The sequence below is a fragment of the Acinetobacter lwoffii genome, assembly GCF_024129855.1.
Classification (GTDB): domain Bacteria; phylum Pseudomonadota; class Gammaproteobacteria; order Pseudomonadales; family Moraxellaceae; genus Acinetobacter; species Acinetobacter lwoffii_L.
In genome coordinates this window covers 329153-343630 of sequence record NZ_JAMXXC010000001.1, presented here as the reverse complement: position 1 = coordinate 343630, position 14478 = coordinate 329153, and the positions used below count along the sequence as shown (strand labels likewise).

Annotated in this window: 14 protein-coding genes; 5 read left to right on the top strand and 9 right to left on the bottom strand. The window is 43.8% G+C overall.

Annotation, left to right across the window (positions count from 1 at the left end):
- The first annotated feature begins 54 nt into the window (after positions 1–54).
- The 3 genes from lipA (at position 55) to NI465_RS01710 (ending at position 4488) form a co-directional block, all read left to right on the top strand.
- A complete protein-coding gene (gene lipA / locus NI465_RS01720) occupies positions 55–1068 on the top strand; it encodes a lipoyl synthase (RefSeq protein ID WP_005246834.1) in 1014 nt (337 codons plus the stop codon).
- 354 nt (positions 1069–1422) lie between these two features.
- Positions 1423–3927 carry an acyl-CoA dehydrogenase gene (locus NI465_RS01715; RefSeq protein ID WP_086043990.1) on the top strand — a complete coding sequence of 835 codons (2505 nt, stop codon included), beginning with the start codon at positions 1423–1425 and terminating at the stop codon, positions 3925–3927.
- A 168-nt stretch (positions 3928–4095) separates the two neighbouring features.
- Positions 4096–4488 (top strand): carboxymuconolactone decarboxylase family protein, encoded by a 393-nt coding sequence (locus tag NI465_RS01710; RefSeq protein WP_004782744.1) that lies wholly within the window; start codon positions 4096–4098, stop codon positions 4486–4488.
- Between the two features lie 134 nt (positions 4489–4622).
- Here NI465_RS01710 and NI465_RS01705 read toward each other — a convergent pair whose 3' ends face one another.
- The 9 genes from NI465_RS01705 to NI465_RS01665 all read right to left on the bottom strand — a co-directional run bounded on the left by NI465_RS01705 (position 4623) and on the right by NI465_RS01665 (position 12634).
- Positions 4623–5462 carry an NAD(P)-dependent oxidoreductase gene (locus tag NI465_RS01705; protein WP_253144097.1) on the bottom strand — a complete coding sequence of 280 codons (840 nt, stop codon included), beginning with the start codon at positions 5460–5462 and terminating at the stop codon, positions 4623–4625.
- A 51-nt stretch (positions 5463–5513) separates the two neighbouring features.
- The gene (gene rutG / locus NI465_RS01700) at positions 5514–6875 is read right to left on the bottom strand and encodes a pyrimidine utilization transport protein G (RefSeq protein ID WP_253144085.1); all 1362 of its coding nucleotides are present in this window, start codon (positions 6873–6875) and stop codon (positions 5514–5516) included.
- Between the two features lie 33 nt (positions 6876–6908).
- Entirely contained in the window at positions 6909–7490 is a 582-nt protein-coding gene (gene rutF / locus NI465_RS01695; protein WP_253144083.1) for an NADH-dependent FMN reductase RutF, read from the bottom strand.
- 80 nt (positions 7491–7570) lie between these two features.
- A complete protein-coding gene (gene rutC, locus NI465_RS01690) occupies positions 7571–7951 on the bottom strand; it encodes a pyrimidine utilization protein C (RefSeq protein WP_004810557.1) in 381 nt (126 codons plus the stop codon).
- A 33-nt stretch (positions 7952–7984) separates the two neighbouring features.
- On the bottom strand, positions 7985–8746 hold the full coding sequence (rutB, locus tag NI465_RS01685) for a pyrimidine utilization protein B (protein ID WP_004646492.1): 762 nt from the start codon (positions 8744–8746) through the stop codon (positions 7985–7987).
- Positions 8743–9849 (bottom strand): pyrimidine utilization protein A, encoded by a 1107-nt coding sequence (rutA, locus tag NI465_RS01680; protein ID WP_004646490.1) that lies wholly within the window; start codon positions 9847–9849, stop codon positions 8743–8745. Before rutA ends, rutB begins: the two co-directional genes overlap by 4 nt.
- A gap of 336 nt (positions 9850–10185) precedes the next feature.
- A complete protein-coding gene (rutD, locus tag NI465_RS01675; protein WP_004646489.1) occupies positions 10186–10977 on the bottom strand; it encodes a pyrimidine utilization protein D in 792 nt (263 codons plus the stop codon).
- A gap of 80 nt (positions 10978–11057) precedes the next feature.
- Positions 11058–11315 (bottom strand): hypothetical protein, encoded by a 258-nt coding sequence (locus tag NI465_RS01670; RefSeq protein WP_148334390.1) that lies wholly within the window; start codon positions 11313–11315, stop codon positions 11058–11060.
- A gap of 137 nt (positions 11316–11452) precedes the next feature.
- Positions 11453–12634 (bottom strand): S1C family serine protease, encoded by a 1182-nt coding sequence (locus tag NI465_RS01665; protein ID WP_148334389.1) that lies wholly within the window; start codon positions 12632–12634, stop codon positions 11453–11455.
- A 170-nt stretch (positions 12635–12804) separates the two neighbouring features.
- Here NI465_RS01665 and NI465_RS01660 point away from each other — a divergent pair, with 170 nt between their 5' ends.
- Together NI465_RS01660 and sodB are read left to right on the top strand one after the other, a co-directional pair.
- Positions 12805–13563 (top strand): Nif3-like dinuclear metal center hexameric protein, encoded by a 759-nt coding sequence (locus NI465_RS01660; RefSeq protein ID WP_071851875.1) that lies wholly within the window; start codon positions 12805–12807, stop codon positions 13561–13563.
- A gap of 153 nt (positions 13564–13716) precedes the next feature.
- Positions 13717–14343, top strand: a complete 627-nt coding sequence (gene sodB, locus NI465_RS01655; protein ID WP_004646486.1) for a superoxide dismutase SodB — start codon at positions 13717–13719, stop codon at positions 14341–14343.
- Positions 14344–14478: the final 135 nt, after the last annotated feature.

Here is a 14478-nt window from a genome sequence, read left to right as displayed (position 1 = left end):
TAACTGCGCTATCTTTGAGTATCTCCCCCTTCAAAAACAGTGGAAAAGTTGAATATGTCTGAAAACCGTAAACCTGAACAGGGCGTCAAACTTCGCGGTGCGGAAAAAGTTGCCCGCATTCCTGTAAAAGTTGTTCCTACGGTTGAAACGCCACGTAAGCCGGACTGGATCCGGGTGAAAATGGCGGCACCTGAAGAAGTTCAACGTATTAAAACCACACTACGTCAGCAAAAATTACATACGGTGTGCGAAGAAGCCGCCTGTCCAAACCTGCCTGAATGTTTTGGTGGCGGTACTGCGACTTTCATGATTATGGGCGATATCTGTACCCGTCGTTGTCCGTTCTGTGATGTGGCTCATGGCCGTCCAAATGCACTCGATGCAGATGAACCGCGTCATATGGCAGAAACTATTGCCAATCTGGGTTTGAAATATGCAGTGATCACTTCGGTAGACCGTGATGATTTACTGGATGGCGGTGCACAGCATTTTGTCGATTGTATTAAAGAAGCGCGTGCTCTAAGCCCGAATACCCTGCTGGAAATTCTGGTGCCAGATTTCCGTGGTCGTATGGATATCGCGCTGCGCATCATGACTGAATGCCCGCCAGATGTGTTTAACCACAATATCGAAACAGTGCCACGTCTGTATAAAGCCATGCGTCCAGGTTCTGACTATCAGCACTCTTTAAACCTGCTGAAAATGTTTAAAGAATACTGCCCGGACGTACCAACTAAATGTGGTCTGATGGTCGGCATTGGTGAAACTGAAGAAGAAGTGCTTGCCCTGCTTGATGATCTGCATGCACATGGCGTAGATTATGTGACGATTGGTCAATATTTACAGCCTTCAAAAGAACATGCAGCGATTGATCGCTTTGTGACACCTGAAGAATTCGAACGTTATACCGAACATGGCCAAAAACTGGGCTTCCGCAATATCTGGGCAGCACCAATGGTTCGTTCAAGCTACTTTGCTGACCGCCAATATTACGGCGAACCAGTTCCAGCAGTGCGCCGTAAAGTGGATCCTGCCAAAAAAATTGCAGTTCAGGCCATTGAAGCTTAATCCTGTTTAAACCAATGAAATAAAAGCCCTCTCAAGTAGAGGGCTTTTTAATATCCATATTTAAAATTTTACTCAGCCTTAAACCCCATTTTTTATTTTAGATAAGATTAAGTCATTACTTATCTTCACATTTCTTTGCGCGTTCTCACTTGAAGACTGAGCATTTTTCAAACAATCTCAAAAATAGATGAAAGATTTAAAAATATCGTTGCAAGAGTTGAAAACGATCATTCTCACACGTGCAATGCTGAACTTGTCCGATCCTCAAGCGACAAAAAAAATGAATGAACTGTGACAAAAATTCTATGAGATCTCGGCACAGGCAGCGTTGTATAAATCTGGAGAACTATAACAATGCTATTTATATTTGCTGTACTACTGCTATTACTTAGTTTATGGGCGGTTTTCTATTTTCAGCTCTCCCGTAGCGCGGGTGCAATTGCACTAATTGTCATGTCAGTAGTCTGTGCCTTTATTAGCCCATGGTCACTTATTCTCGGCATTCCGCTGATCCTGATTAGCCTTGCGGTGATGATCGACCCTTTACGTATGTCGTTCATTTCTAAACCGGCCTATAAAGCACTGGCCAATGCCATGCCGAGTATCAGCCCGACAGAACGTGAAGCACTGGACTCCGGAACCAGCTGGTGGGAAAAAGAACTGTTTATGGGTGCACCGAACTGGGAAACCTTTAACAGTTATCCCTATCCCAAATTATCGCTAGAAGAACAAGCTTTTCTGGACAATGAGGTTGAGACCTTGTGCAGCATGCTGGATGAATGGGAAATCCATGAGCAGAAAGCGCTGCCTGATCATGTCTGGCAATATATTAAGGAACATGGTTTCTTAGGCCTGATTATTCCCAAAGAATACGGCGGTCGTGCCTTTAGCTCCTTTGCCCAAAGTCGGGTGATGAGCAAGATTGCTTCGCGATCTCTGACCACAGCCGTGAGTTGTATGGTACCGAACTCACTCGGACCAGGCGAGCTGTTACTGCATTATGGTACCGAAGAACAGAAAGACCGTTATCTGCCGGGTCTGGCCCGAGGCGAAGAAATTCCCTGTTTCGGTTTGACTAGTCCGGAAGCCGGCTCCGATGCCGGTGCGATTCCTGATACGGGCGTGGTCTGCTATGGCCAGTTTGAAGGTCAGGAAGTCTTAGGCTTGAGAATGAATTTTTCTAAACGTTGGATTACTTTGGCACCAATTGCGACAGTGGTGGGTCTGGCCTTTAAAATGTATGACCCCGATCATCTCTTGGGTGAACAGACTGAATACGGCATTACCTGTGCCCTGCTCCCTGCCAGTCATGAAGGCGTAATAGTGGGACCACGGCATAACCCGGGACCGCCATTCATGAATGGTACTGTTGAAGGTAAGGATGTGTTTATTCCACTGGACTGGATTATTGGTGGCGTCAAAAATGCCGGTAAAGGCTGGCGCATGCTGATGGAATGTCTGGCAGTTGGTCGTGGCATTTCCCTACCAGCGCTGTCTACGTCTACAGCAGAAATGACTTATTTAAATGTAGGTGCTTTCTCTCGTATCCGTCAGCAATTCAAAATTTCAGTCGGTAAGTTTGAGGGGGTACAGGAAGCCACCAGTGAAATCGCCAGTGATACCTATATGCTGGAAGCTTTCCGTTATCTGGTGACCTGTGGTCTGAATCAGGGTGGCAAGCCTGCCGTAATGACGGCGATTGCCAAATACTATGCAACTGAAGGCATGCGTAAAGTGGTCAATCACGGTATGGATGTGGTCGGTGGCCGCGCCATTCAGATGGGTCCGCGTAACTTTCTGGCGCCTTATTATCAGGCAATTCCAGTCTCTATTACGGTTGAAGGCGCCAATATTCTTAGTCGTTCCCTGATGATTTTCGGTCAGGGTTCAATGCGTTGCCATCCTTATCTTTATGAAGAATTACAGCTCTTACAAGCAGAAGATCCGGCAGCGGCTCTAAATCCTTTTGATAACTTGCTGTTTAAGCATTTGGGTTACACCTTTAACCGGACTGCTCGCTCCTTTGCCTATGCCTTTACAGGTGGCTCAAGTGCTGCGCCGCAAAGTGCGGTTGATTTCACTCAGCCTTATTATAAGATCATTAATCGGCTGAGTGCCAACTTTGCTTTAACTGCGGATATGTGCCTAGGTTTACTCGCAGGGGATATCAAACGTAAGGAAATGCTTTCGGGTCGTCTGGCCGATATTCATGCACATCTGTTTATTGCTTCCTCAATTCTGAAATATTTTGAGCATAGCAAAAAGACTGAAGATGAGCGTTTACATGCACAGCTTGCGGTAGAAAAGTCTCTGTATACAGCGCAGGAAGCCTTTTATGACCTGTTTGCGAACTTCCCGGTGGGTATTGCTGCTGGCATGGTTAAGCTCATCTGTTTCCCATTTGGCCGACCTGTCGCGAAGCCATCTGACCGACTTAAACAGGAAGTCGCAAATGTCATGATGGAAGATAACGCTTTCCGGAAAGTACTGAAAAAGCATGTTTTCTATAGCACAGCGGAAGATGATGTGAATGGTCGTATGGAATCAACCTTCACCATGTTATTGGAAATTGAGCAGCTTTGGGATCGCTTTAAGAAAGCCGAAAACAAAGGTCAATTTAAAGGACTTAGTTTTGCTGATCATGTGGCTGATGCGCATGAACAAGGCTTTATTAATGAAGAAGAAGCGAATAAGTTGCTGCACTATAATGCACGTCGCTATGATAGCATGTTGACTGATGTCTTCGATCTGCATTTACAGGAAGTATTGGAACTTGAAAATCCTCATATTTCGAAAGCAGATGCAACAGGTACTGATACTTCAGTTCAAAGTGCACCTTCACATTCAACCAGTCCTTAGATAGATCTCTTATCTAAATCGGATCTTGCTTTCCAAAGTAAGGTTATTTCCTGATTTCACTTTGGAATATCACAAGTGGCTATTCAGCCACTTTTTTACGACTATTGCACGATGGTATTTAAGATATTAAACGTTAAGCTAGACCCATAATAAAATTGAGGGTCAATGATGTCACAACAAGATTATGAAAATGGCTTGAAAGTCCGTACTGAAGTGATGGGTGCAAGTTTTGTAAAACGTGCTCAGGACAATACGGTTCCTTTTACTCAGCCTTTGCAGGACTGGATTAATGAACATGCCTGGGGCTCAACCTGGCAACGTGAAGGGATTTTACCACGTAAATACCGTTCTTTAATTACCATTGCTTTTCTTACCGCGCAAAAAAGCCCAACTGAATTGAAAGGCCATGTTCGTGGCGCTTTGAATAATGGTGCAACAGTTGAAGAAATTCAGGAAGTGCTACTGCATAGCCTGCCTTACTGCGGTGCCCCTGCTACTCAGGAAGCCTTCCGTGCAGCGCTTGAAGTGATTCAGGAATATCAGGCAAATCAGCAGAATTAAGATTTACTTAGGCTATTGAGCTGCTTAATGAATAAATAAAGCCGGGAATTAAAATTCCCGGCTTTTTAAATTTTAAAATGATATATCTATAGCTATAACTTCTTTAACACTGTCTTTAATATTGTTTGAAAAGATTATCCTCTTAATTCAATTTGAGTACGTTGCTCCAAGCCTTGCACCGCAGCGGAGAAATCCAGCTGGCTGGCCTGTGGGTTGGAAATCTGCTGAAACTCCTGCTGAACCAAAGACATCACCGTTAAATCCAGTTGCTGTTGCTGCACCAGTTCCAAGGCAATACCAATATCTTTCTGCAATAAATCCAGCGCAAAGGTCTTGTGAAACTCACGGCTCAGTACACGCTGTGCCATGATATTTTCCGACATGCTGCTTTTACCACTGGAATGATTAATACAGTTTAGTGCACTGCTTAAATCAACGCCCTGCCCTTTCAGCACAGTCAGCCCTTCAGCCAATGCCCATAAGTGAGTCGCCATTAAGGTATTATTCACGGCTTTCACCGCAAAACCAGAACCGCTTTCTCCCACATATTCAATCAAACCTGCAAAGGCATCAATGATCGGCTTGACTTGTTCAAAGGCTTGTTCATTGCCTCCGACCATCACAGTTAAAGTGCCTTTTTCTGCGCCAACGGTTTGGCCAGAAACCGGTGCATCCAGATAAAAACTACCTTGTTGCTCCAAGAGCTTCGCCAGTTTCTGTGCAGATTCCGGCACCCCGCTGGTACAGTCAATCCAGATTGCACCTTGTTTGGGTGGATGAGCTGCAATCAATGCTTCCACATCCTGACTGGTCGGCAAACAGGAAAAGATAAAATCTGCCTGAACCGCCTGCTCAATACTCACTGCCTGCGTTGCAAAAGTTTCAGCATGCGCTACAGCTTTCTGTTCAGTCCGGTTCCAGACCCAAACCTGATGTCCGAGTTTTGGCAAATGGGAGGCCATATGCCAGCCCATTGCCCCGAGTCCTAAAAATGCAATTGTATGACTCAAAAAATGCTCCTCATATTAAGCGACTGGCTTAGCCTCGACCTCGGTTACGGTTTCAGCTGGTTCAGAGGCTGGCAATTCTTTATCTTCACCACGGTTCAGAAATAGATTTAATAGAATTGCAGCTAAAGTTGCGGTACCAATACCCCCCAGATCAAAACCACCAATCTGCAAGCTATAGTTGCCTGTGCCCATGATCAGACAGACTGCACCAATAATCAGCGTACTGTTCTTGGTGAAATCAACACGGTTATCTACCCAGATTTTCGCACCAGCCACAGTAATCAGACCAAATACGACAATCGATGCACCACCCAACAAGGCCACTGGAATGGTACTGATCACTGCACCGAATTTAGGTGAAAGTCCGAGCAAAATGGCGAAGATACCAGCAAAGACAAATACAGTCGTTGCATAAACTTTGGTGACTGCCATGACACCGATATTTTCGGCATAAGTGGTCATACCTGTACCACCGACAGAAGCGGACAATGAAGTACACACCCCATCAGCAAAGAAACCACGACCCATATATGGAGACAGGTTTTTACCGGTCATCGCAGAGACTGCCTTAAAGTGCCCTAGATTTTCTGCAACCAAGATAATTGCCACTGGTGCAATCATCAGCATGGCATTCATTTCAAAGACCGGACTCTGGAAATTCGGCAAACCAAACCATGCTGCTTCACTGACTTTGGTAAAATCAATCGCAGATCCGAAGCCCATGACGTTTGTGAAAAGGAAGTAAATCAGGTAGGAAGACAATAAACCCAACAGCAGCAGCAAACGGCGCACCATTCCGCGGGTAAACACAGCAATCACACTGATACAGATAATGGTGATTAATGCCATCCACGAATCAAACTGGTTCGCTGAAACACTCTTAATTGCGACTGGCGCCAGGTTCAAACCAATGATCATCACAATCACGCCTGTCACTACTGGCGGCATCAGTTTTTCAATCCAGTTGGTACCGGTTTTCATGACCAGCAGACCAATCAAGGCATAGACAATACCGCAAGCAATCGTACCGCCAAGCGCCAGTCCGATATTAGGATTCGCACCAACTCCGGAATAACCTGTAACTGCGACGACCGCACCAATAAAGGCAAAGCTGGATCCCAGATAACTAGGCAATCGACCGCCCGTGATCAGGAAAAATAAAATGGTGCCAATCCCGGTAATAAAAATCGTGAGATTGGGATCAAACCCCATTAATAGCGGTGCCAGCACGGTTGCCCCAAACATGGCAAACACATGCTGCAACCCCAGAATAATACTTTTACCAGCCGGCAGATATTCATCTGTTTGAACTGGGGTGGTATCGATATTGCCTTGGTAAGGCTTAAATTTTGGAAACCACGTTTCTTTTTCTTGCATGAGCTTCCCCTCCTTGATTAGGACTGAATTGATTTAGCACATTTTGTGTGGCTCACAGTAAGAACGGTTAAAGTACATCAGCGCATTGCCTTGACGCTGGCACATGGCTTTCACTTCACAGAACAGCACATCATGACTGCCGATGGATAATTGCTGCACCACCTCACAATCAAAACTGACCAAGGCATCCTCAAGTACAGGTGACTGGGTCAGCAAAGTTTTCCAGTTCCCCTGACTGAAACGCTCTGCCATCGGTGTTTTTCCACCAAACAGATTGGATAGATGCTGCTGATGTGAAGCTAAGGTATTCACACACAACACCTGATTATTTTTAAAAGTTTCGTAAACTGATGCTGAACGGTTCAGACAGACCAACAAAGTCGGTGGCGTATCAGTCACACTGCACACGGCGGATGCGGTAAATCCAGCCATGCCTGCACAACCTTGTGTAGTAATCACATTCACTGCCGCACCCAGATTGGACATGCCCTGACGGAAAGTCTGCTGGTCGACCTGAGTAAATACTTCAGCATCGGTTTCAGCCTTTAAAACCTTATTTAATGCACTGTTTTCTGCAACTGCTTCGTCGATGATTTTAGACAATTTGGCATTCATGCTGTTCTCCTCCGCCCCAAGTCAGTTTCCAGTGACAGATTTAGGGCTGATATAAATGAAATTGAATCAGATGGTTCGGCTTATACATGGGCAATCGAAGCAATTTCGACCAGCGCATCCGGTTTTACCAAGCCAGTCTGTACGCAATATCGTGCCGGTTTATCTCCCGGGAAATACTCTGCATAAACTGTGTTAATTGCGGCATAATCGGCCCAGTCTTTGACAAACACATGATTGAAAGTGACGTCATCCATGCTTCCCCCAGCTTCTTCAATCACGCGCTTGATGGTTTCCAGAATATGACGGGTTTGTGCTGCCGCATCACCGACATGCACCACATTATTATTTTCATCAAAAGCTAATGTACCGGATACATACACGATATTGTCTGCCTTGGTTGCCGGTACATACGGTGCTAATGGTTTCGATGTTCCTGCTGGAATAATGATTTCTTTAGGCATACTATTTTTTCCTTAATTCTGTTCTTTAATTCTTTATGCGCTTACAGCTAATTTAGTTTCTTTTAGTGACTCACTTTCTTTTTGAAAGGTCTCTACAAAATTTTTGGTATCTGATACCCAGCCAAAGAAAGTCTTGATGTTATACAGACTGGCTTCATGCGCTTCGACTGGACCGGCCTGATGGCAGGCATCAGCAAGTGCGATACCAAAATATTCTAAGAAGAAGCCATCACGTAGTGTCGACTCCACACACACGTTGGTGGCAATCCCCACAAAGACCAGATTGCGAATTCCTCTTACACGCAACATGCTGTCCAGCGCGGTATTAAAGAAACCGCTATAACGTGGCTTTTCGATCACCAGGTCTTGTGGCAGTGGTTTTAACTCATCAATCAGCTCAAAATCCCAACCACCTTTTGCTAACAATTGCCCCTGTAATTCAGGACGTTTACGCATGGTCTTTAAGGCATTGGATTTATGGAAATTTGGAGAGTCCTTACCACCCGCTTCCTTATATTCTGCATCCCAGCCATTTTTGAAATAAATCACCTGAATACCGGCTGCATGTGCGGCATCAACGGCCTTTTTAATATTTTCAACCACGGGCTTGGTTTTCGAGACATCAAAGCCCGCCAGATCCAGATAGCCACCCTGAGAGGTATAGGCATTTTGCATATCAATCACAATCAAGGCTGTCTGTTCTGGTGCAAGACAAATCGCTTCGGGTTCCGCTTTAAGCGTTTTTCCTGTGCCGAGTTTTTCCGTAAAACCGGCTGTTACGACTGATTCACTCATGCGCTTTTCTCCAAAACTGGCGCTTCATCTTCAATGACAATATGATCACGGCATTTCATTAGCGGCTGGATTTTTTGACCAAAGTCTTCAACCCCTTGAATAAAATCATCAAAAGTTAGTAGTACGCCTTCCGTACCTTTGATCTCACCAATTTCATCCAACATTCGTGCCACATTTTCATAAGAACCCACCAGCGTACCCATATTGATATTCACTGGAGATACGCTAGAAGCCATTTGACGGATATTGGTGTCTGCACCGGAAGTGGTATCTTTACCGCCTTGATTCATCAGCCAGTTAATCGCTTCCATATCAGCACCATCGTTATAGTGCTGCCATTTGGCTTGCGCTTCTTCATCAGTTTCTGCAGCAATCACCATAAACAGCACATAAGTCTGTACATCACGGCCAGTCACATCTGTTTTTTCTTTGAGGCGGTCATTAATTTCTGCATAAGCTGTTGGAGTATTCAGGCCTTTACCAAACACGAAGTTATAGTCAGCATATTGTGCAGAAAACTCTAAACCTGCATCAGATTGACCTGCACAGATAATCTTCATGTCGGCTTGTGGACGTGGGCTAACACGGCAATCTTCCATCTGGAAATGTTCGCCTTTAAAGTCTGATTTACCAGTCGCCCAAAGTTCACGCAGAATTTGTACATATTCAGACAGATATTCATAGCGTTTGCCAAAATAGTCATTACCTGGCCACATACCCATTTGGGTATATTCAGGTGGCTGCCAGCCAGTTACGACATTCAGACCAAAACGGCCATTTGAAATCGAATCAATGGTTGATGCCATGCGCGCGACAATTGCAGGTGGCATCACCAGAGTTGCGGCAGTTGCGAAAATTTTAATTTTGCTGGTGACAGCCGCAAGACCTGCCATCAGGGTAAACGTTTCCAGGTTATGTTCCCAAAATTCAGTCTTGCCACCAAAGCCACGCAGCTTGATCATAGAAAGTGCGAAATCGAAACCATAGTGCTCAGCACGCTGTACGATTTGTTTGTTTAACTCAAAAGTCGGCATGTACTGCGGTGCATTTTCAGAGAGTAACCAGCCATTATTTCCGATTGGACAGAAGACACCTATTTTCATTTTCACACCTCATTATTTTTAACACTTATTCAAAATTCTGATTCCACTTCGGGAATTTTATTTACAAGATAAACATTGCAAAGCGTGTGCCAACTATATTTAATTTATAATTATCAATTACTTAATATTTTATTTTTTGAATTTTTAGTAAAATAACCATTTTTACCTATGAGTCAATTTTGAACATATTGTTTCATTCAAGTGCACTCGTAGCAATTTTTGCATTTGCAGTTCATGCATCAATTCGAAGTAAAAACCATGCTGATGCTACAAAAATGATTGATTAGAAAAAATAAAAAACCAGACACGAGGTCTGGCTTTAAAAAAATCTTCAAACTAAGGGGAAATCAGGAAGGAAAGGATCAGTTGATTCACCTGATCTGTCTCGGTCACGGTGGAAGCATGTGCACCTGTAGCGAGTAAACTGAGATGACTATGCGGCAGGCATTGCTGTAATTGCTGTGACCGTTGATAAGGCACCAGAAAATCATCCTGATTGGCAATTAGATGTATAGGAACATCTTTTAATGCTTGCTGATGCTCTGTGTTCAGTTTAAAAGCCTGCACGGCTTGTAGGCGTGCCAGAACATTTTGGATCGGTGGAAAGTCAAGGAGCTGCTTATTTTCTGCTTCGGTTAACTGATCAATATGGGTTGAAATCCACTGCGGCGGATAAAGAAATAAAGCCTGTGCTCTCACATATGCCTCTGCCCCGCTATTGAGCAATAACGAAGTCCGGGCTTCGAAACACTTCTGAGTATGAGCATCCAGCTCTCCCCAAGCATTTAACATGGTCAGACTGAGTAGCTTAAACTTTCTTTCAGCCTGATAGGTCGCTAATTGCATGCCGATATGTCCGCCCAATGCATGCCCGATGAAATGAAACTCTCGAATGCCATCATTGATCAATAAATCCAGAATCTGGCCGGCCATATGGTCGATCGAATAAGACGTGGGCAATAGCTCAGAATCTGAATGACAGCCTTCCTGATCATAAGTGACTACATGAAAATGCTGCTGTAAAACTCTAATTTGAGGATTCCAGAAACTGGCATGTCCGCCCAATCCGGACGAAAGCACCATATAAGGTGCATCTGCCTGTGCTGCAAGATGAATAGATAAAGACATATCACTCTCATATTTTAACTATGAGATGAACGCAGCAAGATATATGCCTGAATAGAAGTATTTTTGAACAATTGATAAAATTATAGCCAGTAGACATTAAAGCTATAATAAAATTCCTGTACCTCAAAACGCACGTTATAACCGAGCTCAGTCAGCTCTGCCGAAAGACCCCGAATTTCTTCCAAAGGCAGATGTTTGGGAAAAACTGTCAGTACCGCTGTATTGCCTTGCCGGGCATTATCTTCAATCAGTTGCGCCAGACGTGGCTTGTACATTTCAATATCCAGGTTAGCAACATTGGATAAAATTTTGGCCTGATCTGCCGTCATAAAATTCATTTTTATTTTCTCTTTTAATGTTATTTCACTAAGCTAAATGATTTATAAAACGCTTAATATTTCACTTTTGTATCAGAACATGCTGAAAGAAAGTATAAAAAAAATCCCTCATCATGAGGGATTTTTTTTAATCAAAATTATTGGCCTGGCAGAGGAATATATTGTGAAGCACTGTCTTGTGCCTTACGTTCAGTCACCACAACTTCTAGCATCATGGTTTTCCCTGCCCGCTCAATTTCAATCTGAATGGTACTGTTTGGCTTTTGCAAAGCCACAAAATTAATCAGATGTGAGGCGGAACTAATCTCTTCCTCATTTACTTTCATAATTTTATCACCACGCTGGATTCCCGCTTTGGCAGCAGGTCCATCTGGGAGCACTTCTGCGACGGTTACGCCTTTTTCTTTAGGTTGCAGAACATCATCACGCTCTGCAGGTAATAAGCTGATCCCTAACCAGCCACGAACCACACGGCCATCTTTCAAAATGGCATTCATCACCTGCTGACAGATTTTGGCCGGAATGGCAAAACCAATCCCCAGCGAACCACCAGACTGCGAGAAGATTGCAGTATTCACACCAATTAAATTACCGGCGACATCAATCAGCGCACCACCCGAGTTACCCGGGTTAATTGCAGCATCAGTCTGCACAAAGTCTTCATAGGTATTAATACCCAAGTCTGAACGGCCCGTTGCCGAGATAATCCCCTGCGTCACGGTTTGCCCAACACCAAAAGGATTACCAATGGCCAGAACCACATCACCGACTTCATTGCCACTGAGTTTAAATGGCAAAACTGGCAATTGCGTCAGTTCAATCTTGATCACAGCCAGATCGGTATCCGGATCAGTTCCGACCACCTTGGCTTCAGCACGACGTCCATCCTGCAAAGCCACTACAATCTGATCGGCCTGTGCAATCACGTGGTTATTGGTCAGGATATAACCGTCTGGACGTACAATTACACCCGAACCTAAACTGTTTTCATTCGGGCTTTGTCCATACTGGTCAGGCAACTGATCGCCAAAGAATTCACGAAATACCGGATCGGTCAGTAAAGGATGCGCCTGTTGCTTGACTTTTTGGGTAGTAAAAATATTCACGACAGCGGGTGCTGCCACTTTTACAGCAGCACTATAGGAGACCACGCCTCCTGAGCGCGACGTATCAATCAACGGCTCTACTTTTTCAGCAGGCATTTTGACACCATCTGGCGCAACTGGTGCCTTTGGTTTTTGTAGTTGTTGCCACCCCAAAAAACCGATAATGACTAAAATCAGTAACACCCAGGGTAACCATGTAAAGGTGCGGCGCACGTTGCTATCCTCTAAAATATTTTAATTCGTTGATGACTAAGTAATTTGTGTCCTATTGTAATGCGAAATACATAACTAAACACAAAAAATTCCACAGAGATTTGTGCAGCTTTAGTTACAATTAGACCTATAGATAAATATGGGCAAGTTTTTAAACTTACAGGAATTTTATGGCGAATTTGAACGATATTATTCAATGGTGTGACCAAACTTTGGCAGCACGTGAATTTAAGGACTATGCACCGAATGGCTTGCAGATTGAAGGCAAATCCGAGGTGAATAAAATCCTCTGTGCTGTGACTGCTTCCCAGAGTGCCATTGAAGCTGCAATTGAGCAAGGCGCAGATTTATTGCTGGTTCATCATGGCTATTTCTGGAAAGGAGAAGCCTACCCAATTACGGGAATGCGTGGTAAACGCATTAAAACCCTGATTCAAAATGATATTTCACTGGTTGGCTATCACCTACCTTTAGACAGTCATCCAACTCTGGGAAATAATGCTGCCATTGCGGATTTATTAGAACTCGAAAATATCGAACAGCTGGATCCGAGTGAAAAACGTCCGATTGGCAATATTGGCTATTTAAAACAGCCAATGAGTCCGGAAGATTTTAAAAATTATGTTTCAGAAAAGCTGGGCTTTGATGCGATTCATCTTCCTGCTGAAAAAACTCAAATCCATAAAGTCGGTTTCTGTACCGGTGGTGCGCAGGATTATATTCAAAAAGCGGCACTACAGAACTGTGATGCCTATATTTCGGGCGAAGTGTCTGAACGGACCTTTTATGAAGCTCAGGAACTGAATGTGCATTATTATGCTTGTGGCCATCATGCGACTGAAAAATACGGTGTGCAACGCCTTGGCAAGGCTATTTCAGAACAGTTTAATATTGAGTATGATTATTTCGAATTAAACAATCCGATTTAATTCGACTGACGGTTATGATCAGTGGCTTTATTCATATATTTTCAGGCTTTATTCTGTATTGTTATTTATACACGATGCCCATTTCTGCCCGATTATCTATTACAATAAAGCCACTTATTGTTAAAACCCAGCAAAATGCAAGGAATTGAGAACATGACAACCATTACTTTACCAGCATTACCTTACGGCTACGAAGATCTTGCTCCACACATCAGCAAGGAAACTTTAGAATACCATCACGACAAACACCACAATACGTATGTGGTTAACCTGAATAACCTGATCGCTGGTACTGAGCTTGAAGGCAAAACTCTAGAAGAAATTATTACAGCAACTGCTGGTGATGCTTCTAAAGCAGGTGTTTTCAATAACGCGGCTCAAGTTTGGAACCACACGTTCTACTGGAACTGTATGGCTAAAAACGGTGGCGGTAAAGCAACTGGTACTTTGGCTGCAAAAATTGACGAAGCTTTCGGTTCTTATGAAAAATTTGCTGAAGAATTTGCTGCTGCTGCAACTACTCAGTTTGGTTCAGGTTGGGCTTGGTTAGTGGCTGACGAAGTAAACGGTCAGCTTTCTATCATGAAAACTTCAAATGCTGATACGCCAATGGCGCACGGTAAAATTGCAGTGTTGACGATTGACGTTTGGGAACACGCTTACTACATCGATTTCCGTAATGCTCGTCCTAAGTACATCTCTACTTTCCTAGAAAGCCTAGTAAACTGGGATTATGCAAATGCGAAATATGCAGGTCAGCCTGCAGGTGTTGAGAAATAATTTTTTATTTCTTTGCTAAAAAAATCACCCACTTCGGGTGATTTTTTTATTTTTAGGCTCTAAATGAATATTTATGAAGCAAACAATTCATTTCTTTACATTAATTGATTGACGACCTGGTTATTCATCCCTAAA

What these genes read in the sequence shown, in the direction of transcription:
- rutB (WP_004646492.1), bottom strand. Translation starts at nt 8,746, where the DNA reads ATGAGTGAATCAGTCGTAACAGCCGGTTTTACGGAAAAACTCGGCACA.
- NI465_RS01705 (WP_253144097.1), bottom strand. Translation starts at nt 5,462, where the DNA reads ATGGGCTGGCATATGGCCTCCCATTTGCCAAAACTCGGACATCAGGTT.
- lipA (WP_005246834.1), top strand. Translation starts at nt 55, where the DNA reads ATGTCTGAAAACCGTAAACCTGAACAGGGCGTCAAACTTCGCGGTGCG.
- NI465_RS01710 (WP_004782744.1), top strand. Translation starts at nt 4,096, where the DNA reads ATGTCACAACAAGATTATGAAAATGGCTTGAAAGTCCGTACTGAAGTG.
- NI465_RS01715 (WP_086043990.1), top strand. Translation starts at nt 1,423, where the DNA reads ATGCTATTTATATTTGCTGTACTACTGCTATTACTTAGTTTATGGGCG.
- rutG (WP_253144085.1), bottom strand. Translation starts at nt 6,875, where the DNA reads ATGCAAGAAAAAGAAACGTGGTTTCCAAAATTTAAGCCTTACCAAGGC.
- rutF (WP_253144083.1), bottom strand. Translation starts at nt 7,490, where the DNA reads ATGAATGCCAAATTGTCTAAAATCATCGACGAAGCAGTTGCAGAAAAC.
- sodB (WP_004646486.1), top strand. Translation starts at nt 13,717, where the DNA reads ATGACAACCATTACTTTACCAGCATTACCTTACGGCTACGAAGATCTT.
- rutC (WP_004810557.1), bottom strand. Translation starts at nt 7,951, where the DNA reads ATGCCTAAAGAAATCATTATTCCAGCAGGAACATCGAAACCATTAGCA.
- rutA (WP_004646490.1), bottom strand. Translation starts at nt 9,849, where the DNA reads ATGAAAATAGGTGTCTTCTGTCCAATCGGAAATAATGGCTGGTTACTC.
- NI465_RS01660 (WP_071851875.1), top strand. Translation starts at nt 12,805, where the DNA reads ATGGCGAATTTGAACGATATTATTCAATGGTGTGACCAAACTTTGGCA.
- rutD (WP_004646489.1), bottom strand. Translation starts at nt 10,977, where the DNA reads ATGTCTTTATCTATTCATCTTGCAGCACAGGCAGATGCACCTTATATG.
- NI465_RS01670 (WP_148334390.1), bottom strand. Translation starts at nt 11,315, where the DNA reads ATGAATTTTATGACGGCAGATCAGGCCAAAATTTTATCCAATGTTGCT.